This window comes from Paenibacillus cucumis (ex Kampfer et al. 2016) (assembly GCF_019748695.1).
Lineage (GTDB): Bacteria > Bacillota > Bacilli > Paenibacillales > Paenibacillaceae > Paenibacillus > Paenibacillus polysaccharolyticus.
In genome coordinates this window covers 98,038-120,948 of record NZ_JACLIC010000046.1, presented here as the reverse complement: position 1 = coordinate 120,948, position 22,911 = coordinate 98,038, and the positions used below count along the sequence as shown (strand labels likewise).

Annotated in this window: 21 protein-coding genes; 18 read left to right on the top strand and 3 right to left on the bottom strand. The window is 47.9% G+C overall.

Features of this window, described 5'->3' with window-relative positions; all coding sequences use genetic code 11:
• Positions 1-27: 27 nt before the first annotated feature.
• Positions 28-180: a hypothetical protein gene (locus tag H7T88_RS25690; RefSeq protein ID WP_167375738.1), complete on the top strand. Its 153-nt coding sequence runs from the start codon at positions 28-30 to the stop codon at positions 178-180.
• A 105-nt stretch (positions 181-285) separates the two neighbouring features.
• On the opposite strand, the gene H7T88_RS25685 is transcribed toward H7T88_RS25690, so the two are convergent.
• Complete coding sequence (locus tag H7T88_RS25685) at positions 286-525, bottom strand: hypothetical protein (protein WP_090921063.1); 240 nt, start codon at positions 523-525, stop codon at positions 286-288.
• 419 nt (positions 526-944) lie between these two features.
• Between H7T88_RS25685 and H7T88_RS25680 the strand changes: the two genes are divergently transcribed.
• The 11 genes from H7T88_RS25680 to H7T88_RS25630 all read left to right on the top strand — a co-directional run bounded on the left by H7T88_RS25680 (position 945) and on the right by H7T88_RS25630 (position 15,766).
• Positions 945-1,265 (top strand): hypothetical protein, encoded by a 321-nt coding sequence (locus H7T88_RS25680; protein ID WP_090921061.1) that lies wholly within the window; start codon positions 945-947, stop codon positions 1,263-1,265.
• A 54-nt stretch (positions 1,266-1,319) separates the two neighbouring features.
• Positions 1,320-5,324 carry a type VII secretion protein EssC gene (gene essC, locus H7T88_RS25675; RefSeq protein WP_221791098.1) on the top strand — a complete coding sequence of 1,335 codons (4,005 nt, stop codon included), beginning with the start codon at positions 1,320-1,322 and terminating at the stop codon, positions 5,322-5,324.
• Positions 5,325-5,340: 16 nt separating this feature from the next.
• Entirely contained in the window at positions 5,341-6,171 is an 831-nt protein-coding gene (locus H7T88_RS25670; protein WP_090921057.1) for a hypothetical protein, read from the top strand.
• Positions 6,172-6,177: 6 nt separating this feature from the next.
• Positions 6,178-6,726: a WXG100 family type VII secretion target gene (locus H7T88_RS25665; protein ID WP_221791096.1), complete on the top strand. Its 549-nt coding sequence runs from the start codon at positions 6,178-6,180 to the stop codon at positions 6,724-6,726.
• Between the two features lie 182 nt (positions 6,727-6,908).
• Positions 6,909-7,184 carry a WXG100 family type VII secretion target gene (locus H7T88_RS25660; protein ID WP_090921054.1) on the top strand — a complete coding sequence of 92 codons (276 nt, stop codon included), beginning with the start codon at positions 6,909-6,911 and terminating at the stop codon, positions 7,182-7,184.
• Positions 7,185-7,340: 156 nt separating this feature from the next.
• Positions 7,341-9,395, top strand: coding sequence for a protein kinase family protein (locus tag H7T88_RS25655; protein ID WP_221791094.1), 2,055 nt, complete (start codon positions 7,341-7,343; stop codon positions 9,393-9,395).
• A gap of 34 nt (positions 9,396-9,429) precedes the next feature.
• On the top strand, positions 9,430-10,182 hold the full coding sequence (locus H7T88_RS25650; RefSeq protein WP_090921050.1) for a vWA domain-containing protein: 753 nt from the start codon (positions 9,430-9,432) through the stop codon (positions 10,180-10,182).
• A 10-nt stretch (positions 10,183-10,192) separates the two neighbouring features.
• On the top strand, positions 10,193-11,035 hold the full coding sequence (locus H7T88_RS25645) for a protein phosphatase 2C domain-containing protein (RefSeq protein WP_090921048.1): 843 nt from the start codon (positions 10,193-10,195) through the stop codon (positions 11,033-11,035).
• Positions 11,036-11,241: 206 nt separating this feature from the next.
• Positions 11,242-12,048, top strand: a complete 807-nt coding sequence (locus tag H7T88_RS25640; protein WP_090921046.1) for an SDR family oxidoreductase — start codon at positions 11,242-11,244, stop codon at positions 12,046-12,048.
• A 229-nt stretch (positions 12,049-12,277) separates the two neighbouring features.
• Positions 12,278-14,806: an ATP-dependent helicase HrpB gene (gene hrpB / locus H7T88_RS25635; RefSeq protein WP_221791092.1), complete on the top strand. Its 2,529-nt coding sequence runs from the start codon at positions 12,278-12,280 to the stop codon at positions 14,804-14,806.
• Between the two features lie 351 nt (positions 14,807-15,157).
• Entirely contained in the window at positions 15,158-15,766 is a 609-nt protein-coding gene (locus tag H7T88_RS25630) for a general stress protein (protein ID WP_090921042.1), read from the top strand.
• 141 nt (positions 15,767-15,907) lie between these two features.
• Here the strand turns inward: H7T88_RS25630 and H7T88_RS25625 are convergent, their stop codons facing one another.
• The gene (locus H7T88_RS25625; protein WP_090921040.1) at positions 15,908-16,285 is read right to left on the bottom strand and encodes a YidH family protein; all 378 of its coding nucleotides are present in this window, start codon (positions 16,283-16,285) and stop codon (positions 15,908-15,910) included.
• A 78-nt stretch (positions 16,286-16,363) separates the two neighbouring features.
• Here H7T88_RS25625 and H7T88_RS25620 point away from each other — a divergent pair, with 78 nt between their 5' ends.
• The 5 genes from H7T88_RS25620 (at position 16,364) to H7T88_RS25600 (ending at position 21,547) form a co-directional block, all read left to right on the top strand.
• Positions 16,364-17,509 carry an acyltransferase gene (locus H7T88_RS25620; RefSeq protein WP_221791090.1) on the top strand — a complete coding sequence of 382 codons (1,146 nt, stop codon included), beginning with the start codon at positions 16,364-16,366 and terminating at the stop codon, positions 17,507-17,509.
• 220 nt (positions 17,510-17,729) lie between these two features.
• Entirely contained in the window at positions 17,730-18,104 is a 375-nt protein-coding gene (locus H7T88_RS25615) for a replication termination protein (protein ID WP_090921036.1), read from the top strand.
• Between the two features lie 2 nt (positions 18,105-18,106).
• Positions 18,107-19,123 (top strand): Gfo/Idh/MocA family protein, encoded by a 1,017-nt coding sequence (locus tag H7T88_RS25610; RefSeq protein ID WP_154983855.1) that lies wholly within the window; start codon positions 18,107-18,109, stop codon positions 19,121-19,123.
• A 298-nt stretch (positions 19,124-19,421) separates the two neighbouring features.
• Complete coding sequence (locus tag H7T88_RS25605) at positions 19,422-20,678, top strand: MFS transporter (protein ID WP_186812276.1); 1,257 nt, start codon at positions 19,422-19,424, stop codon at positions 20,676-20,678.
• A gap of 89 nt (positions 20,679-20,767) precedes the next feature.
• Positions 20,768-21,547: an ArsR/SmtB family transcription factor gene (locus tag H7T88_RS25600; RefSeq protein WP_260511137.1), complete on the top strand. Its 780-nt coding sequence runs from the start codon at positions 20,768-20,770 to the stop codon at positions 21,545-21,547.
• Positions 21,548-21,750: 203 nt separating this feature from the next.
• Here the strand turns inward: H7T88_RS25600 and H7T88_RS25595 are convergent, their stop codons facing one another.
• A complete protein-coding gene (locus H7T88_RS25595; protein WP_154983853.1) occupies positions 21,751-22,317 on the bottom strand; it encodes a TraR/DksA C4-type zinc finger protein in 567 nt (188 codons plus the stop codon).
• Between the two features lie 201 nt (positions 22,318-22,518).
• Here H7T88_RS25595 and H7T88_RS25590 point away from each other — a divergent pair, with 201 nt between their 5' ends.
• The gene (locus H7T88_RS25590) at positions 22,519-22,896 is read left to right on the top strand and encodes a DivIVA domain-containing protein (RefSeq protein WP_154886309.1); all 378 of its coding nucleotides are present in this window, start codon (positions 22,519-22,521) and stop codon (positions 22,894-22,896) included.
• The last annotated feature ends 15 nt before the right edge of the window (positions 22,897-22,911 follow it).

The following is a 22,911-nucleotide window of genomic DNA, read 5'->3' as shown; positions in this document are numbered from 1 at the left end:
AAATCATGGCAAAGGGGCTTGGAACTTATGTCCATTGACCGCTTTATTTTAAGGAAAATAAATACCTGTCAGGAAGAACATACACGAGAAAATTTGGTTAGATTGTTTGTCATTCGAATACGAAAAGCTGAGTTTGCAGAAGAACATGATGCGGCTTACGTGTTGGAAAAGCTGAAATAAGAGGGTGCGGATATGCCCAAAACCACGTCAAAAAGGAAGCTTGTCCTTTATAGGGAAGCTTCCTTTTTCATGGTAACGCATAAACGAAGGTTACTGGACTCTTCTTCAATATAACGATAGAGCAAGAGAGTCATTTTCACTGCGGCTGTGAAGAATAGCTTCGCCGCCAACAATTTCAATACTAATCAAAGAGTGCAGACATTTTTGCAAAGCGCGTTTACCATTACTGATCTTATGCTCAAGAGCACTGCTAAGCAATCTTAATGTTTTTTGCACAGGTTGTTTGTTTTCTTGATTAAAATATACAGGGATTGATTTGTCTTGAAAAGTTATTAGAGTTCTCACTTGAAATCACCTCACGAGAGTTATTTCATACAGGTAATATTAAATACCAATGCTTAAAATTACCTTAAAATCAGCTTATGAAAACATAAAGGTGGATAAAGTTTGAAAAGTGTTCACAATTCAATTGTGGACGAAGGAATAAAAGTCCCGAATCTCTTCTTTCTTTTTCTATTAAATGGAAATCACAGCGATAGTTTCGCATCGTTGCAATTTTTTTACCAAACAATGACACAAAAGTTCTGAGTCAAATGGACGATATTTTAATATAAACGTGGGTCATATGTAACAAAATTACAGCGAATACGTTGCAAACAAGGGTTTTATATAAGAAAATAGGATGGAATACCGTTTCACTCGCATTTTTTTGATTTAATCTGACATTAGGACAATTTACATATGAGACCTTGGGAGGGCTTCACATGATTCTAACCGTGTATTCCGGCCGGGAGGAAGGCGAATGGTTCGACATTGAGGTTCCGGATGAATGCACCATTGAACACCTGAAGACGTTGCTCGGTGTACGAATATTCGGACAGGCGCCGGGGGATGGCATTCAGTATATTTTGGAAGCTAAATTTCCTGAGGGACTATGGTTTACTCCCCAGAACGCCCAGCAGCTAATGGAGACGGGGCTACGTCAGGGAAGCTGTGTGCGTGTACAGCGGGCTTTTTCAACGACTTCTGAAGAGGCACCCATCTACGGGAGACGCTCATTATTTCAGCAGGAGAGCAACGAATGACGCTCTGTGGCGTATCATTCATTAATTGAACGACTAAAAGGAGGTCTTTTCTTCGTGAATGTGTTATATCAGCGTTCTCCGAGAATGACACCGGTTTTGAAGGAAGAGAGCCTCGAAATTCTCAGGCCACCTGCAGAACCGAACAAACCTACATTTTCCATGATTTCAATTGTGGTTCCCGTGATGATGACGATGGTCAGCATCGGTTTCTACGTGTACATTAATATGACTGGCAAAATGAATAACAGCAATTATATGATGTTTCAAATGATGACGGTTATGATGATGCTTACATCGTACACCATTCCGTTCTTTGTATATCTCAGCAATAAAAAATCATATCGCAAAAAGATCGAGGAACGTAAAGCGATGTATCTTGCACAGCTGGATAAGCATCGTGAAGAATTGAAGGAAGCACAGGCGGAGCAAGTGAAGAGCCTGCATGAAATCCATGGTGATCCATCCGTCTGCCTGCAAATTGTCAAGAACCGAAACAGTTCGCTTTGGGAGCGTTCCCCGGAAGATGACGATTTTTTACAGGTACGTATCGGTACGGGAGAGATTCCGTTTCGCATCAAACTTCAGGTACCGCGTATCGATGGATATGAAAAGGATGAGTTGATTGAGGCCGCTCATGGACTCGCTGCGGAATTTCAGACCGTGCCCGATGCCACGATAACCCTGCCTCTATTCGAATCCAAGGTCATGGGTCTGGTGGGGGATCGGGAAGAAGTGATGGCTTCGCTACGTGTTATCGTCTCACAGCTTACGGTGAGGCACTCACCGGATGAACTGAAACTTGCTGCATTTTATGAAGAAAAGGATACCAAGGAGTGGGAATGGCTCCGCTGGTTGCCTCATATTTGGGATGAGGATCAAGGGCAGCGATATATGGCCGACAGGCACAGCAGTGCGCATCAATTGGCGGACAGCTTGTTTTCCGTGTTGAACCGCCGTCGTAATAACAAGGAAGATCGCTACAAAAAAGCGGTGCAAACTCCTTGTTATGTTATTATTCTGTCGGATACGCAACTGATCGAAGAAGAACCTCTACTTCCACTACTGCTGGAGGCTGCGCAAGAGATTGATGTATGCACGATTGTGCTGGCGAACCGCAAACAATCCCTGCCTATGCACTGCCAGTTAATTATGGAGGCTTCCAGAGGCAAAGGAGTGTACATCAAAAAGACGGAAGATGCGGATGTCGTCTCGCAGACATATAAACCGGATGTGATCTCCAAGGAGACGGCAGAGGCGTTATCCCGTTATATGTCACCGATTCGTCTGAAGCGTTCCTCCGCTTCGGAGATCCCGCAAGTGTTGCCACTATTCGATATGCTCAGCACTTCACGTGTGGAGGATCTGGATGTTGTCTCCCGCTGGGGGCAAACCAGATATCCGGACACACTGCCTGTACCTATGGGGGTAAGAGCTGGTGGTAAAAAAATAGCTATTAATCTGCACGATAAAATCGAGCGGCAAGGGCATGGTCCCCATGGTTTGATTGCGGGTACAACAGGCTCAGGTAAAAGTGAGGTTATTCAGTCTATTGTTGCTTCGCTGGCAGCCGAGTTCCATCCACATGATCTTGCTTTCATGCTGATCGACTATAAGGGCGGAGGTATGTCTAATACCTTTGTCGATCTACCGCATGTTGTAGGTACCATTACGAATCTGGATGGTAATCTCATTGAACGTGCCAATGTTTCTCTTCGCGCTGAACTGGTGAGAAGACAGAAGATTTTAAATGATGCGGGCAACCTGCAACATATTGATGAGTACTACAAAATTTTGCGTTCAAGACACGAACAACCACTGCCGCATCTTGTAATTATCATAGATGAGTTTGCTCAACTGAAACGTGACCAGCCGGAATTTATGGATGAGTTGATCAGTATTGCGGCGATCGGCCGGACACTGGGTGTTCACTTAATTCTCGCAACCCAAAAACCTGCGGGAGTCGTGGATGATAAAATTTGGAGTAACTCTCGTTTCCGTATCTGTCTTCGTGTACAGAGCGAGGGAGATAGCAGAGATATGATAAAAATTCCAAATGCTGCTTGGATTACGAAGCCTGGCCGAGGTTATTTTCAGGTCGGCAGTGACGAAGTCTTTGAAGAAATGCAATTTGCCTGGAGCGGCGCACCTTATAATCAGCAGGAGGATTCAACAACAGTACTGCCTGTAATGGAAGTACGCCTGAACGGCAAACGTGAACCACTGCTGACAGGAGAGCGAAGAGCTGTTCTCAAGGGAGAGGATGTGCCGAAACAGCTGCAAGTGTTCATTGATTATGTGGCAAAGGCTGCTACAGAAGCCGGCATAGAGCGTTTGCCTGGACCTTGGTTGCCTCCGCTGCCAGAGATACTGGAACTGGACGGTCTTCACGACTGGAAGCAGAAGGAGAAAAGAGAATCTCTGCTTGATGATGGGGCGAGTGGTCTCAAACCTTTGGTGGGTATGCTGGATGATCTTCCGAATCAGCGTCAGTTGCCGCTGGCATTGCCCATGGATCAGGGGCACCTTGTCGTATATGGCATGCCTGGACTTGGCAAAACGACTTTTGTTCAAACGTTATTAATGTCTCTTGCCCGTACGGAGCGCACAGAGCCGTGGAACGGATACATTATTGATATGGGACGTATGATGAAAGACTTCGCTGGGCTTCCGCAGATCGGTGGCGTGATGATGGCCGAGGAGGAAGACCGGATCAAGCGCTTGTTCCGTTACATTCTGAAAATCTCGGCGCAGCGCAAAGATATGATCTCGGAGGCCGGGGTTAAAACGATTTCGGCTTATCGTCGTACGGCTCATGCTACAGTTCCACAGATTATTGTGGTTATTGACGGATATATGTCTTTCCGTAATGCTTACCCGGATGAGAATGAATCGCTCGAGACCATTTTGCGAGAAGGCGGAAGTTTAGGTATTACCTTTGTGCTGACCGCCAATCGGGTCACTGATATTTTCGAAAAATTCAGAAGTAATATTCAAAATGCTGTTTCATTTGAGCTCTCTGATCCAAGTGATTATTATTATGCTGTAGGGCGGCCTTCCAAGGCGCCAAGCCAGCTGCCTCCTGGCCGAGGTCTAGTGAAGGGACAAGTCCCACCACTGATGTTCCAGGCTGCTCTGCCATCTTCAGGAGCGGACGAGGGTGAACGATCTGCCGCTTTACGCAGAGCAATTACGGAGATTCGTCAAGGCTGGACGGGTGAGGAAACGCCACAAATTGCGCCATTACCGGAAGAAATCAAGCTTAAAGATTTGCTTATTCGTACAGGTTCCTTCGGCAATGTAGGGGGAACTTCAACGGTAAATGTACCTGTAGGTCTGCTAACGGATGATTTGGAGCCGTTTGAACTTAACCTGCGTGAAGGGCCGCACTTTATGGTGACCAGTCCGATGGAAGGTGGTAAAACGACTTTCTTGCAAACCTGGATGTTATCACTGGCCTACCATGCTTCACCTGAGGATGTGCAAATATACACGGTAGATATGAGGTATGGGTCAGGTGGATTAGGTGAAATCAGCAGTTTGCCCCATGTCCGTGGACACGTATCGAGGGAAGAATTGCTTGCGCCTGTCATTCAGGAGTTGTACGATGAAGTTCTAAAACGTGGTGAGATTACCGGAGGACCCGAAATCGTACTTGTCGTGGATGATGCGGACACCTTGTCCAAACAGCTCACCGATTTTAATATCAAAGATCAACTCGGTGTTATTGTTCGTCAGGGCAGAGACAGAGGCATTCATGTGATTCTCTCAGGCGTTCCGGCGGATTTTCCGACGTTCGGTTCGGATTGGGTAAGTGATGTAAAAGCATCCCAAAGCGGATTGCTGTTCGGGACTTTGGACCCTAATGATCTCTCGTTCTTCCGTATACCTTATTCGGAATCCGGGGGTACCGCAGGTGGGCTGAAGGTACTGCCACCGGGTCAAGGTTATTATATAAAACGCAAATATTCCAGGGTTAAAGGTGCAGTTCCATGCGATAGCAGCTGGAAAATGAATAATTGGATTTCAGAAATTCGTGACCGATGGCATGTTGTAGTTTGAGGGGAGGTGGCTCATAATGTTGACGGTTCATGATTCTAAGCAAAAGGTAGTCACGTTACAGATTAAGGAACTATTTTTCCTGGCTGGTATTCTCGGTTCAGATCGATTGCTCGGCGTGGAAGACCCTTTCCGAGGTTATATGGCAGAAGATATTGCCATGGAATGGGAGCGTGTCAAAACCTCTTTGCTAGACAAAGGCTACTTGATTCAGGATCAAGATACCAATGAGCTGATCATGACACCAACCGTTTTTTCCAGAGTAGCCATTGCCGGATTATCCGACAGAGCGTGCTGGCTCCGTTATACGATTGACGGGAAGTCGCAGGAAAGTTATATACACTGCACGGATGAAAGGGTCGTTGAAGTAGCCCGCGCTACGGATGTCCCCGATTCGTTCCGTCTAAGTGACTTGGGTAATGTTCGTGAAGCCATTGATGTTCTGATTGAGCGGATGAGGTGGAGCGGCCATTCTCCAGTGGATAAACCGGCACTGATGTGTTCCAAGAAAAAGTTTTATGATGTCATGAACGGATTGAAGGGGTATGAAGTACAAACCGTGGCTGATGAGCTCTCACAGGAAACGAATGATCCTGAAGGTTCACTGGCATTAGCACGTTGTCTGGTAGGCAAGCAATCTGACGGAGAGCTCAGATTGCTTGTATGGGGACAGGAGGGCTGGCAGTCACAATCGGCGGCATTTACCGCGAGTGCAGCCTCCAACTGGTTATTCCGAATGAGCACGGCGGCTTCGGATGACTGGCTCGTTGCAGCGCTCACAACAAAAGAACAGTTTCACGAAATGCTGCTGGACTGGCTTAAACAGCCTGCAGGGGAAGAGGAAAGGTGATGGTAAATGCGCATTCGTGTGGAACCGGATGTGCTTCGGGCACTGAGCAGGCAGATTCAGTATGCAGCGGAGCAAATACAGCAAAAAATGACAGTGTTGGATCAGGCGATACATTCGCTGGATTGGGATATCGAGTCCCGTGCAGCGGTGATGAGCGAATGGAATCGTAGTAAACGGCTGGGTGAGGAAGCCCTTCGTCGTTTGATGGACTTAAGTGTACAGCTCGGGCGCAAGGCATTGTTATTTCAACAAGCAGACATGGAATATCGTTCCGTGCTGAGTCATGTCAATGTGGCCTATGGCAATGCGGTCAATATGCTGAATGTTCTTCAGAGTAGCCGCAGTGGCGATATCCTGCCTGCGCATGCTGCTGATGTAGCTGTTGTATCCGACCCGCTTTCCGCTATGGCGGCTGTGTATCGGATACAGGATAGTGCTCCACCTGATGGTTCTCCGGCAACCCTTGTTCAGGCTACACAGCCTGAGCCTGTTTCATGGAGATTCAGAGACCCCTCTTTTCGAGAAAGAAGAGGAACTGAACCTGTAGTTTCATAGCGGCCTACCAAATGTAGTACAACTGCACGTTAAATAAATTGTAAATAGTCTGTTAGTTGAAGTTTCATATGCTAAAAATGGGGTAAATAGGATTAGGTCCTTCGGCTTTTGTCCGAATGATCCTTGTATAGTACAATTTGAACAAACAAATTTAATTGCACACATCAAGGAGGAATTTAACAATGGCAGGACGTATTTTAGTTACCCCAGAACAACTGGATCAGGTTTCAAACCAATTCAAACAAAGTGGAGAGCAAAGTCAACAAATCGTATCTTCATTGACTCAATCCATCACAAGCATGGAAGGACAATGGGAAGGTATGACGAAGCAACGCTTCTTCCAAGAGTTCCAGGAAGCTAGCAAACAAATGCAATCCTTCGTTCAAACGTTGAATAGCATTAGTGTAGAACTTTCAGCAATCGCGACTAAATTCCGCACAGCAGACCAATCTCGTTAATCTGCTCTTACATAGGTCCAGACGATTTGATTATATGCATCGTCCTGGTCATATGCGGGCATCAAGTTAAAGATTGCAAGATTAAGGCAAAAACCGGGTGGATTACACCCGGTTTTTGCCGCAACTATGACACAAAAAACAGAGAGAGGGATGAGCATGTCTTTTCAACCGAATCCCGGCGATGAAGTGGTGATTAATGATATTGCCTATACGATTGGTCAGCATCCGGCTGCACCGGGGCTTGCTTATGCCCAAGCGGGAAGGCAAGGTATAGTTTATCAATTGATTCCCCGGACGGGTACCATTCATGGGGCCAAAGCACTAAAAGTATTTTTTCCAAAATTCCGTATCCCGGCTATGGTCTATCAGTCCGAGCATATGGAGCCATATAGTGAACTGCCAGGCTTGCGGGTATGCAAGCGTGAAGTGCTCACTCCGGAAAGAAACGGAGCGCTTATTGGAGAACATCCCGATCTGTTATATGCAGTACTGATGCCTTGGGTACAGGGTCTGACCTGGTTCGATGTGATCAGTGATCAAAAGCAGCTGACAGCGGAGGAAAGTCTGCAGCTGGCTAGAGCACTTGCAGGTACAGGTTCTGCAATGGAGCAACGTGGACTCGCACATTGTGATATGTCTGCTCCGAATGTAATGATTCCGTTTTTTTCCGAAGTGCAGAACTCGGCCCTGACTTCTGCAGTTGAACTGGTTGATGTGGAGCAGATGTACGGCTCCAAGATGGATCGACCAGATGCATTGCTTGCTGGTTCACCTGGTTACGCAGCCCATCGAACGGTGCACAGCGGCTTGTGGAGTTCTTATGCAGATCGATTTGCCGGAGCTGTTATTATCGCCGAGATGTTATGCTGGTCCGACCCCGCCATAGTAGAGAAAGCTTGGGGAGAGAGTTATTTTGATCAACATGAGATGCAGACTTCGAGCGAGCGTTATTTCGCGATGCGCGGTTCCCTTGAGAATCGCTGGGGCTCCAAATTATCAGATCTGTTTATCCGGGCATGGGAAAGTCATGATCTGAGCAGTTGTCCAACGTTTGGGGAATGGTACATTGCCCTTGCGTCTGTGGACACCGAGCAGGCTGAAGCCTTTCTGGCTGCTCTGGAAGCGCCGCAAGAGGATGTAACAGAATCTTCAGAAACTGATGTGGTTGCCACGCCAAAAGACTCTGAAACATCAACGAGTGTGAAACAAGATGCTAAAGCTGGAGATACATCGAATTCAAAACAATCTCCGGACCAGGAGGCCGTTGTAAACCGGCTGTTTTTACAAGCTAGAGCGCTGGAGGATGAAGACAAACCAGCAGCGGCCCTTGAGGTTTATCGGTCACTGTATCACTTCATTCCGGATAACAGTGCGATGCAGCTGGAAGTAGAGGCCGCGATCAAGGAACTGGATGCCAAAATCAACTCAAACACGGAGAGTACTGAGCCGGTAGTGATTCCATTCTACCGTTCCAGAAAATTCATGATCTCCTCGGCAGTGCTCATTGTACTGCTTGCCGGGGGTGTACCCACAGTTAAAATCCTTGCCGATCAGGCCGAGGTTAAACAGCAGGAGGCTGCTCGTATAGCCGCAGCAAAAGCGGCAGAAGATGCGGAAGCCGCCAAGCTCAAACAGGCAGAAGCCGAAAAGCAAAAGGCTGCAGAAGCGGCAAAGCAGGAAGCTGATGCAAAGAAAAAGCTTGTTGAGGCTAAACAAAAGGAAGCGGAAACGAAGAAACAAGAGGAAGAACGTAAAGCCTTGCAGGCTAAATACGAGAAGCAGGCTAAATATGAAGCTTATCTGGCGAAGCAGGAGCAACAGAAAAAAGAAGCAGCACGTAAAGCACTGCAAGCAAAATACGACCAGCAAGCGAAGTATGAAGCTTATATAGCGTGGAAAAAAGAAAATGACGCCAGAATTGCAAAGGAGAAGGCTGCTGCCGAAGCCAAACGTAAGCAAGAGTTGGCTCAGAAAGAAGCTCTTAAGAAAAGACGGGCTCAAAATGTCGTGACACTGATTGCAAGCTATAACAAGGCGTACAATGCACAAATAGGAAGAAAAACGGACAGCGCTCTTTCGTATGCTCGCGATTTCAAAAACCTATATAATACGGACGCTTCGTATTTTAAAGGTGTAGGTAAAGTGGCGGCACGAATGAGTGCGATCAACAAATTTTTGAGTAATTCCAAGTACTCACTGCCAGACTTATAAATTTATATTAAATAATAGAGGTGACACACTCTAGATGAACTACACAATTCAAGCATCGCAACGTACACCTGCACTTATTATTTATTTAATTGATATTAGCGCCTCCATGAATATGGTTCTGGACAATCGTCGCCGGATTGACATCGTTTATGATGCTTTATCTTTGGCGATCCGGCAGATGGTATTTCGTTCAACCAAAGGAAATCGGCTGACGCCGCGGTACCGAATTGCTATTTTGGCCTACAGTGACGATGTATATGATGTATTAAACGGGATTAAAGGAATCGATGAGGTTGCGGCTGTAGGTTCTTTGCCTGATTTGACACCTCGACGTTTCTCAGACTCCGCAAAAGCATTTTTGCAGGCAGAGAAAATTTTGCAAGCAGAAATACCTAACATGCAGGACTGCCCTGCACCACTCGTATGTCATATGACCGATGGTGTTGCGACTGGAGAAGACCCGGAGCCGATCGCCAAGCGCATTATGGGCATGAGTGTGCCGGATGGCAATGTTTTGGTTGAAAATATATTTATAAGTGATCATCTGCTGGAAGCTCCGATTGCAGAGCCTAGACGCTGGAAGGGGATCTCACCAGAGACAAACCTGCAAGACGAGCATGGGGAGAAGTTGCGTAATATGTCATCCGTGCTGCCTGAAAGCTATCGCGAAATGTTGGTGGAGGCAGATTATTTGCTAGCACCAGGCGCACTCATGATGTTGCCTGGTACTTGTGCAGAACTGGTATCCATTGGATTCCAGATGTCTGCTGCAACACCTGTAAGATAGGAGGGGAATCATGCGAGCAATGCGTATGGCAACATTGTCTGCCAGTGATCGAGGGGGACATGCGAAGCAGCAACAGGATAATTTTCGCTATGTAAGCATTCAGACTGGGGAACAGCCGTTAACTCGTTACCAAGGCAAGCTGAAATGCAGATACGGATATGGACGTGCAGCCGAAACCGTGAACCAGGGTGACGCAGGGCAAGACTTTGTTGCGATTCGCATGCAAGGTAATGTCTGTCATTTTGTATTGTGTGATGGAGTTGGCATGAGTTATCTGGGTGATTTTGCTGCGCGTTTTCTCGGTAGTGCGCTACTGGAATGGCTGGAAACGACGTCATCATTAACCGCTGAAGGGGTCGAACAGTTTCTGCAAAGTCTAACGGGTTCCGCATCTGAACAGTTAGAACAACTACAGCCCTTGGATACCTCGCCTCTTCTGCTACGGGAGGTATTGATGGAAAAGCGAAGCCAAGGAAGTCAGGCGATGTATGTATGCGGACGCATTGAACTCACATCTGGAAGACGAAAGAGCCGAGTATGGCTGGCATGGCAAGGAGATTCCAGAATCCGGCTCTGGCGTAATGGACAGGAGCAGTCGGAACAATTCCAAACACATTGCAAGACCAATGAGCGTTGGTCTACACGAGAAGGCTCCATAGGGGGGAGACCCCATGTTTTCGAAATGAAAGGTTCAGGAAGTGAATCATTTCGCCTTCAACTGTATACAGACGGACTGAATGATCTCGACGCCATTGGTACATACATCCCGGATGAACATATTCAAGTGTTGCTGGATGCCGCCCATACCGGCGGACTTGAGGATGATGCCGCTTTCATCGAACTGGAGTGGTGAACACGCCCTGTAACGAGGATCGTTTTCTGAGATAGATCTGCGTGTGGCTGGTGCAGATCGTCAGTGTATGTAACTGCCTGAAAATGAAAAAAGTTACGAGTGTTGATTTAAAAGCTGCTGGTTTTGGGTAATCTTGTGAAGAATTGATTGAAATAAAATCAGATTAAATCTTTACATAATTTCCAAGACGAAGGAGTGGTTGGGCTATGACACAACACAGCAGCAGATCACCATTTCAAGGTAAGGTGGCTATCATTACAGGAGCTGGCTCGGGAATCGGCAAGGCCACGGCACTCAAGCTGGCGAATGAAGGAGCGCATGTAGCGTTGTTCGATCTGGTGAATGATCGGATTTCAAAGACAGAAGCGGAGATTAATGCGAACCATGAAGGGGCTGCACGAGCATTCGATGTGGACATTTCCGATCCGGCACGGGTTGAAAAGGCTGTACTGGAAACGGTGGAATTGTTTGGAGGACTGGATATCGTTTTTGCTAATGCGGGCATTAACGGGGTGTCTGCTCCAATCGAGGAAATTCAGGTACAGGACTGGCAACAGATTATTACGACGAACTTGAACGGTACATTTTTCACTGTAAAATATGCTCTCCCACATCTGAAAAAACGCGGCGGCGGTAGCATTATTATTACGAGCTCGATCAATGGGAATCAGCGTTTCTCCAGCTTCGGTATGTCGGCGTACAGTACGTCAAAGGCAGGACAGGTTGCTTTTGCCAAGATGGCGGCTTTGGAGCTGGCGAAATTCAAGATCAGAGTCAACGTAATCTGTCCAGGTGCGATTGCTACCAATATTGATCAAAGTACGATCAAAACAGATGACCTGCAGGACATTATCATCCCGATGGAATTCCCGGAAGGACAGCAGCCACTCGCGGATGGACCAGGACAGCCCGAGCACGTTGCGGATCTGGTTAGCTTCCTCGCTTCCGGCGCATCCAAACATATTACTGGAGCCGAGATTGTGATCGATGGTGCGGAGTCTCTGCTGAGCTGATCAGGTAAACGATGGGGAAGTAACTGGATAAGACAGTAACCGTTATTCGTAGATGATTAGCCCACAAGCTGAATGTTAGATAATTGAATGAGTTTGGGTAATATCCATAAGTTATGGATGTCATATAGTCGTTCCTTCGGGACGGCTTTTTTTGTTATAATGCTAACATTCGAATACTGAGCTTATAGAATGATATCGAAACGGTAAGATATGCATTAGGAGCGATGATATGTACACTGATTTACCAATACAAGCGATTATTCCTGAGTTGCAGCAGCTGTTTTGTGAGCAGGACACAGGTGTTTTGATTGCTGAACCGGGCGCCGGAAAAACAACGGTTGTGCCGCTGGCAATGCTTGAACAGCCTTGGCTGGATGGCAAAAAAATTATTATGCTGGAGCCGCGGAGACTCGCTGCTCGTTCAGCCGCGTCGAGAATGGCAGCAACGCTGGGTGAAAAGGCAGGACAAACGGTCGGATACCGCGTACGAATGGATACCCGGGTAAGCCCAGCTACACGAATCGAAGTGGTCACTGAGGGTGTATTAACGCGTATGCTACAGCAGGATCAAGGACTTGAAGATACGGCAATGATCATTTTTGACGAGTTTCATGAACGACATCTTCACGGGGATCTGGGGCTTGCTTTGGCGCTGGAATCGCGGGCCATGTTGCGGCCGGATCTGAAGCTGCTGGTCATGTCGGCAACGCTTGACCCGGAACCGGTCTGTCGTATGCTGGGCGAAGATACACAAGTTGTGCATTGTAAAGGCCGTACGTTTCCGGTGGAAACGAAATATGCCGGGAAACCTGCCGCAGTTGAAATCGAGAGTTGGACGGCTCGTACCATTATTCGGGCATTGAGTGAAGAACAAGGGGACGTTTTGGTTTTTCTTCCCGGAGCGAGAGAGATTCATCGTACGGAAAGGGAACTGTTGCAAGCATCTCTTCCTCCGCAGGTCCTTGTACATACGCTGTATGGCAGTATGTCTGCCGAGAAGCAGGATGAAGCAATCCGGCCTGCGGCGGGTGGCTGGCGCAAGGTTGTGCTGTCCACTTCCATTGCGGAGTCGAGTCTGACTCTTCCGGGTGTAAAAGTGGTCGTGGATGCAGGACTCAGCCGGGCGTCGGCTTTCTCGCCAAGGACGGGTATGAGCCGGCTTGTCACACAGCCGGTCTCCAAGGCGTCCGCTGACCAGCGACGCGGACGTGCGGGGCGTATTGCCCCGGGGGTGTGTTACCGGCTATGGAGCGAGGAGGCTCATGGCGCGTTGCCTGAAGCAACACGCCCGGAGATCACCTCCGCGGATCTTGCGCCGCTGGCGTTGGAGCTTGCCGCGTGGGGTGTCCAGTCCCCAGCTGAGCTTAGCTGGCTGGACACCCCGCCTGATGCGGCTTACGCTCAGGCACAGGCGCTGCTGCGCCAGCTGGGCGGCCTGGACGACGCAGGCCGCCTCACGCCCTTTGGGCGGCGGATGAACACGCTTGGCGTTCATCCGCGGCTGGCCAGCATGTTGCTCCGCGCGGCGGAGCTTGGGCTGGCCAGCTACGCCAGCACGCTGGCGGCGCTGCTGCAGGAGCCGGCAGGCCTCCGCAGCAGCAGCGCAAGTGCTGGCGGCGCGGGCACGGACTTGCGCCCGCGCGTAGAAGCGCTGCTGGCCGCAGGCAGCAGCGGGGGGCCGCCAGCGGCAGCGGCTGGCGCAGACGGCGCTGCCGTGCGGCGCATGTTGCAGGAGAGCCGTCAGCTATGCTCGGCTCTCGGCAACATGGCGGCCGATCCGGTGCGGCCGGATGAGGACAGCTGCGGGTTGCTGCTGTCCTTTGCGTATCCGGACCGGATCGGGCAACGCCGCGAGGATGGCCGCTATCTGCTGAGCAGCGGCCGCGGGGTACGGCTCGCGGGGGCAGAGTCGCTGAGCCGTTCCGCCTATCTGGTCGCAGCCGAGGCCGACGACCAGGGGGCAGATGCGCGTATCCTGCTGGCTGCGCCAGTGCAGGAGCAGGCGATGCTGCGTGCCGCGCAGCATCTATTGCACGAGGAGGTGCTGGTGGCTTGGGATCGCACGACTAGAAGTGTGCGGGCACATAAGCGGCAGCGCATCGGAGCAATAATGATCAAGGAAAGCATGATTGCACAGCCACCGGAAGATCAGGTGCTGGAAGCACTATTGTCGGGGATACGACTGGAAGGGTTGGACATCCTGCCGTGGAGTAAAACATCGCGCCAACTTGCGGAGCGCATGCGTTTTCTGCATCTGCACATGCCAGACTGGCCTGATCTGATCGAGAATCATCTGACGGATGAGTTGCAGGAACAGCTTGCACCGTATCTGGCAGGAATGCGCTCGGCCGCTGATCTGAAGAAACTGTCCATGCATGATGTACTTTTTGGCGGACTTAGCTGGGCGCAGCGGCAACAGCTAGATGAAGAGGCGCCTACCCACATTCAGGTTCCGAGTGGTTCTCGGATTCCTGTGGATTACAGCAATCCGGAAGATCCAATCCTGGCTGTTCGATTACAAGAGATGTTTGGACAGCAAGAGACCCCTCACATCGGGGGCGGTCGCGTTCCGGTCACGCTGCATCTATTATCTCCGGCGCAACGTCCTGTGCAGGTTACAAGAGATTTGGCTAATTTCTGGCGTGAGACCTATTTTGAAGTGAAGAAAGATTTAAAAGGGCGATATCCGAAACATTACTGGCCGGATAATCCGCTTGAAGCGATCGCAACGAATCGTGCGAAACCGCGAACAACCTGATAATCAGGTTGTTCATAATCTACAGAAGTCAAACGGAACATGTCTATACCTACAGTCTGATGACAGAATAACCCTACGGAACGCTGTATTTTCACTTTGTCTTGTATGCCCCTCTCGTCGCGAAGCATATGCATCAGACGCAGATTTCATTTTGAGCGGGAACATCCCCGCAGTATCGCTGTTTCAGTTTTTTTCTATGGATGATCTCGTCATTTTTTGTCTCCAAAGGTATTCGGTCTTTTGGCTCAAATTAGTATTTATGCATATGATCATTAGCCCAGAGACGTTTGAAAGAGAGAATGACGGGTAATAACATAGCGAACCACTCAAATCCATGAGGAGGTATTCACTATGAAGAAGAAAATCGTAGGTGTGTTTAATACAGAGCGTGAGGCATCCGATGCTATTGAAAGTTTAAAAGCCGAAGGATTTACATCGGATGAGATATCTGTCGTAACGCAGGACAGAGATGAGCTGAAGGCTATTCGGGAAGAGACAGGCACAAAAGCGCCAGAGGGTGTAGCAGCAGGTGCAGCCACAGGTGGTGTGCTTGGAGGTGTAGCAGGTTTGCTTGCTGGCATTGGTGCACTGGCTATTCCGGGGATCGGCCCGATTCTGGCTGCAGGACCTATTGCCGCAGCATTTACAGGTGCAGCTGTAGGTGCAGGAGCCGGAGGATTGGTTGGCGGACTTGTAGGACTGGGTATTCCAGAAGAGGATGCGAGACAATATGAGGAGTATGTGCAGCATGGTAAAATTTTGTTGCTCGTAGACTCATCGGATCGGGATAGCGCGGTATACGATGTGTTTAACCTTAACCGTCAGACTCATTCCAACATCGATCCTGTGCATGGTGAAGATGTGAATACTGCTGATGCCCGTCCAGATCTTGATATGGAAGAACGCCGGATGGAAGCGCAGACCAAAGCTGCTCGTTTCGGCAACAACACCTTTTTGTAAAGACTGAACGCCACAGAACACATGCGGGCTCATTTGGGTTAGAGACTTGAAATAGCAATGATGCATGTGAACGATAAAACAGACTGAAGCCGGTCTCCGCTGAGGAGAGCGGTTTTTGTCCTCATACGGGATTCGGCTATGTCAGGCAGGGAATAACAATACATACAGCAACACCGCAAGCGCGAGGCCAATCACAAGCAACAGGAGACTGAGAAAGGTGATAAGTCCGGTAGTGGCTTGGAAGGTCTGCTCATTAATCTGTGTGCGTTTACGGTGGTAAGCAATGGCTGAACAACCAATGACGGCAATGCCGCCAAAGAGAGAAGTGATTCCCGTGATGATGGCAGCAAGATGGGCAATGCGGTCATAGGTGGTTGAATGAAAACCGAAACCGGCGGCAAGGAAACCGATCCCGGCCATTGCAATGCCTGTGCGCACCCAGGCGAGAAATGTACGTTCGTTAGCCAAGTGTTGTTGAACCGTTTTGGATTCAGGGATTCTGGATGATTTGTCAGACATTCGTTTTACATACCTCCAATGGATGGTTATCGTTTTTTATTTGATATTGCAAGAATTAAGAAAGGTAGGTTGAGTGATTTGCCTCGCAAAGAACGAATTACTGAAATCGAAACATTACGAGGCCTGGCCTTTGCAGCGGTTGTACTACAGCATTCAATTGCTCATTATTCGTTGGTTCCGCAGGCTGGACTTCAGGACGGCGTCGTGCTGGCCTTGCTACTGATGTTAGCGAAGTTTGCTGTGCCACTTTTTATATTTATAACCGGGATGGTGCTGTTCTACAACACAGGTGATAAGCTCCATTACGGCCAGTTTATGCGAAAAAGAGTCATGGATGTCATCTTGCCTTATGTGGTCTGGTCTCTTATTTATTTTATACTTGCCCCGCGTAACTGGGCAACATTCGGCTGGCAGGACATTCCGGACCTCGCTCTGAAGCTCGTGACGGGTAAGACGGCTTCACATTTCTGGTACATCATTATGCTCATTCAGTTTTACGTGTTTTTCCCGTTATTTTTGCGTGGTATTCGGTACGTGGTTCATCGTTACCAAGCCAAGGGGCGAATGCTCGCACTGCTGGGTTCAGGCGTCTTATTTCTGGTTCTATCCGATCAATTAAGGAATATTGCCGGATGGATGGAGCGGATGCAAATCCCCGTGCTGACAGATGCTTTTACAACCTATGCAGACCGTAATTTCATCTATTTCTTTTTTTATTTTGTACTTGGTGCTGCGGCAGGACTTTCGGTACAGCGCTGGAAAGAATGGATTAATCGGTTGCGCTGGGTCTACTGGTTGGTGTTTATAATCTTGGGTCTACGGTTTATGTATCTATTAATGCTGGAGTTTCAGAAACCCGAAGGAATTCAAATCCGATTTTATACCGTCAGCCTGATCAGGCCGGATATGATTTTGTTCCTGATTGCTTCCATCATGGTCATGTACCAATTAGCCAGTAAGCTTCATCACCATCGCGTTCTTTACTGGCTAGGATGGATTGGCAGTATGTCATATGGAGGATATTTGATGCACATGCTGGTACTGCGTTACAGTTACATTCCAGACGAATGGTTGTACGTGGCGTGGGGCTGGAATCCTGCGATACGCACGATTGTCACTTGGATTGTAGCACTGACCGTATCTTGTGTGCTGACTTGGCTGATCTCGCGTTTTAAATGGGGAAAATGGATCGTAGGCGTTGTACCGAAACACCCAAGCCAATAAAACACCTGCTTCGGACCAAAGATGATTATTTCATCATATGAAAAATTCATAACAATAAAAGCTGTGCTTTTCTTACATCAGCCCTCCTATATCCAATCTCTTGATCCTGCTTACTCACCATAACAACACGTTACAAGAGTGGAATCAGGATCAAGATGGCAGGATCAGAACATATGTTTTATAATGAGAGATAGACAGGTTCTGACAGGAGGGAAAGCTCATGGCTTTTATGATTGCACAGCGGGCATTTATCAAAGTTTATCTGATCACGATGGTGGAGCAACATAGAGGTTATGGTTACGAGATGCTGGAAGCGATGAAGCAGGAATTCAAAGATTACGGATATGTACCACCCCAAAGTGAAGTATATCGGGCATTACATGAGCTGGTGCAACAGGGAATCTTTTATCGAACCAAAAAATTAAAGGGAAACGACCCCAAAGTTGATTTCCAGGAAATTGTTCTTTATCACTTCACTGATGATGGGGCGGCCAAAGCAGAGTTGTACAAGAAACAGGTGAAAGCCGATCTGGATCGTTGTCTTGGCATTTTGCACAAGGCAGAAGCGGATAATTACGGTACGAAAGGAAGATGAGCATGAACAGACCTCTGCAGTGGGGTGTACTGGGTACTTCAACGATTGCCAAAAATGCTATTATTCCTGCAATTCAGCAGTCCGAACGTGGTGAAGTACTGGCGATTGCCAGCCGCTCCAAGGAAAAGGCTGAAGCTCTGGCCGAAGAGATGGACATTGTCAGATCCTATGGCAGTTATGAGGAACTTATTGCTGATCCGGATATCCAGGCCGTCTATATCCCGTTGCCAAATCATCTGCATCGAGAGTGGACGATTAAAGCTGCCGAGGCAGGAAAGCATGTGCTTTGTGAAAAACCTGCCGCGCTGAATGCCAAAGAATCCATAGAGATGATTAAGACATGTGAACGTCATGGGGTGTTGTTCTCAGAAGCTATCATGTATCGATATCATCCGAAGCACAGACGGGTGCAGGAGATTATCGAGAGTGGCGAGATTGGAACGGTCAGAGCGATTCATGGTAATTTTACATGTAATACCGCAGATGACAAAGACAATGTGAGATTCAAAAAACACATGGGTGGCGGTTCTATTTTTGACCTCGGTGTATATCCCATTTCTGCTGCTCGGATGTATCTGGGACAAGAGCCGGAAGCCGTTACGGTTCATGCCTTATTCTCAGAGGAACATGATGGTGTGGATATGATGGCTTCAGGGCTGATTGAGTTTCCGAACGCAGTGGCTCTGACCTTTGATTGTGGCATGTGGGCGTCAGGACGGGCTGAGATGGAGATTCTCGGAACGGAAGGACGTATTGAGCTGCCTAAAGTGTTCGGCTGGGAGAATAGTGATATTCCGCCTCAGATCATCATTCATACGGATTCCGTCAGCCGGGAGGAACGAGTTTCGGTATCCAACTCCTATGTGCTTCAGGTCGAAACATTTGCAATGGCAGCTCTTGAGGGAGAGGCGTTGCCATTCGGTCCGGACAACACCATTTTGAACATGCGTGTGATTGATGCCTGTTTGGAATCTGCGCGCAAGCGTCAGCGGGTGCTGGTGGATCGTAGTCCGATTTAAGCAACTGCTACAGCTGTAGTGCAATGACCTCCGGACTTTAACCTTTATTTAGGCTGTACATTTAAAATCAGGCATGATACAGGACTCCATCGATGACGATGAGAGTCTTTTTTGTGTGGTTATGCAAAGGCCAATCAGGATGGATAGTCAAGCCTGATATGTGTATAGATATTTAACGTTAAAAACATCCTTAAGGAACACGTTAAAAATATTTTCACGTTTGTATTGATTTTTGCATAAACTTCGTTAAAATAATATTAACATGAAAAATATTTTAACGTTGAGGAGTGGAACAGTGATGAACGAGGGTGCTGTGGCGGGGAAACAAGGTTTGGGAGAATTAATTCGAATCAGGCCATATATGCAATTTATGTTGAGTAAGATGGTGTCCCGCTTTGGGGATTCCATCGATTCGATTGCATATAGCTGGATGGTGTATATTTTAACCGGCTCCAAGGTACTGATGGGCACACTTCTAGCCGTTAACTTTTTACCGAATATTCTGTTTGGGCTGTTCGCTGGGGCATTGGTGGATCGATTATCTCCGAAAAAAGTCATCGTCATGACGAATACCGGACGCGGAGTGATGGTTGGACTCACAGCACTTTTATTCGCCCTGGGGCAACTTGAGGTGTGGCACTTATTTGTATTTACGGTTCTGAACTCCTTGCTGGAATGTTTCACGTCACCTGCCGAGGTGTCCAGCGTTCCCAGGTTATTGCCTCAGTCCATGTTGCTTTCAGGTAACGCGATGACCTCATCAGCCACTCGATTGGCTGAACTGGCGGGGCTAGCCGCGGCAGGCGCTTTAATTGCAACCGTAGGTATTGCGTGGACTATCTGGATTGACGCCGCGTTGTTTGCACTAAGCGCAATCTTGATGAGCCGGGTGGACTATCCAGAATGGATGTCACCGCGAGCAGTGTCATCTGGCGCCAAGAGTCTGATCTCCGAGATGGCGGAAGCTTTTCATTTTCTACGTAAACATGCCTTGTTATTCGTCTCTTCCGTGTTATTCGCTTGGGTTAACTTCTGCCTGATGCCATTTAATGTGCTACGTACACCTTACGTGATGGAAACACTGCAAGCAGGTGCTTGGGGATTAAGTCTGCTTAGTGGGCTTTTAGTTGGAGGGATCGTGCTTGGGGGTCTGTGGATGTCACAACAAGGGACGCGTTACCGTAAAAGCGTGCTGGTTATCTCCGGCATTGTTATGCTTGGTTGCGGATACGCCATGACTGCACTTCCGGCTTATATGACGTCATTCCAGCTTCCAACGGCAGGTGTGTTCTGTCTGCTTATGGGTTTAGGTATACCGCTTGCTACAACGCCGCTCGTTTCATATCTGATGGAAGTGACGCCTTCACATATGCTCGGAAGAGTGTCTGCGCTGCAAAGTATGCTGGTCCTAAGTGTTTCACCACTCGGTAGCCTTCTGTCCGGTGTTCTGGCCGACTGGTTTTCGATGCCGATCCTGTTCATTGTATTTGGCGTATTACTGGGGTTGTCTGCGATATTACTTCTTACCAGCAAAAGTTTTCGGCGGGAGATGTAAGTGTACGTCCTTTTGACCGAAGTCCTGTCTGAACGGTATAATATAGGGAACGAAGGGCAGGCAGGTACCCCGGAAATGAGGACTCGGATATGCAGCAACATAAAGTGCTCTCAACAATTGAAGAGATCAAAATATATTCTGATCCATACCGGATACAGATTATGAATATGTTTAACCGTCAGGGCAGACCTTCTACCGTGAAGGAAATTGCAGATCTGATGGGAGAAGTGCCTGCGAAGGTGCATTATCATGTGAAAAAACTGGAGAAAATCGGTCTTCTAACCATGGTATCCACTCGGGAAATCAACGGCATTATCGCAAAATATTACGAGCCCTTCTCGGGTGAAATCCACCTTCGTCACAAGGATGAAGAGGATGAAAATTCACCGCTGAAGCAGGTTTTTCGCTCCGAAACGCTAAAGTTGCTGAACGAAATGTTCGAACAGAGCCGACAGCGCTTTATGAATCATGCGGAGCATGATCGTCAGGAGAAACGTTTTATCTCAGACATGACGCTGTACGCTACGGCGGATGAAGTAGAGGAGCTATATCAGCAGATTGTGGAGCTGTGCAGACCGTATTTAACCAAGGATGAACAGAAATCAGACCATCAGGTTTTTCAGCTGTTCACGGCGCTGTCCAAAGAGGCACAGGTTGCGTCGCATTCTGATTCTGGAATTAAGAAGAAAAAGGCAGTTTCGGCTGGGCAGAAAAAAGAAAAAGAAAAAGAGTCTGCTTCCAATGCATCTACAAGGCCATCCTCAAAGGCATCGAAAACATCTGAAACATCAAGTACGGCGAAAAAATCGAAACCTGCTGCCAAACGGAAAGCCTCAGAACCTAAGGCCTTTGATTCTACAGATGAATAGCTGATCAAGATCGAAATGAAATATGTTAGTTCTTTCTAGTGTAAGGCGCAGGACGGACCAAATGTAGACGTATGATAGTCGATTCATTCATTTTAGGAAGAGAGAACAATCGGGTAGCATGGAGTTACAGCAAAAAAGCCGCCAATGGCGGCTTTTTATTATCATAATGCGATAGGGCTGATTCCATCCGAGTCGAAGTTACTTTACATGTTCTCGTCGTAATCCTTCACATCTCGTTTGGCGGCCATCGCGGGGGAATTGGATGTACCATAGTCCTCAACAGCTTCCCATGCTTCTGCATGGTCAAACTTGCCCGCGTTACGTTGTCTCACTTCCCCGGCACCACTCGGTGGCATCGTCATGACCTCTTCCTCAACAGGGCGATCATTACTTACGTTCCGGTTTGGAGTATCATCGATGCAATAGGCGGTATAAGGTATAGCTTGCAAACGTTCAAAAGGGATCTCTTTGCCACATGTAACACAGGTTCCATATGTACCCTCATTCATACGTTCGAGGGCTTCATTGACCTGATTAAACTCTTCGGTTAGTGTATCGTCGATTGCGAGGTCACGGCTACGTTCAAACGTTTCTGTTCCCGCATCTGCCGGGTGATTATCGTAAGAGGAGAGTTCGCCTGTAGAATCTTTTAACGACTCTGCTGGTGCGCCATCCTCCATACTGGATTCAAAATGACGTTGCAGATCCTCACGCTGCTCCAGCAGGGCTTGCTGCAATTCTTTACGTTGATCTTGGGTTAATGTACTCATAAGGACATGCTCCTTTCCCGCTTGAGGGGGTGTAGTGACTTCTTACCCGAAAAGCAAGTGAGGCAATCATTTTGCACGGGAGAGGGCGGTTTCGTTTTATATCTGATGCATTATGTGTTATAAAAAATAGAGAGAGAAATTGCCGTGTGTTCTTTTCGAATGAATGGAACCGCTGCTCGGCTATAATGGAGGGTTGTCAAGATGGATGAACATATGAAACGAAGATTGGACAAACAGAGACAATTGTTCAAACAACTGGGTGTACAGCTGGATGCTTTATCAATTCATGAGAAACAGTTCAATTATAAACTTCGTGGTTATGACCCGGACGAGGTAGATGCGTACCTGGATCTGGTGATTAAGGATTACGAGCGCTTTTATGCTAATATTGCGGATTTAATGGATAAATGGCAGGAACAACAGTTGACCATTCGTGACCTCAAAAATTCGGTCAAACCTGTCGAAGACCCGAATAAGATTGATCGCAAACAACTGGATGACATCGTGAAGCAACTGGAGTATACTGTGCGACAACTCAAAGTCAGAGCACGTCCTGAAAAGGATCTGTTTATGGAATAAGGCTGGAACATCCGG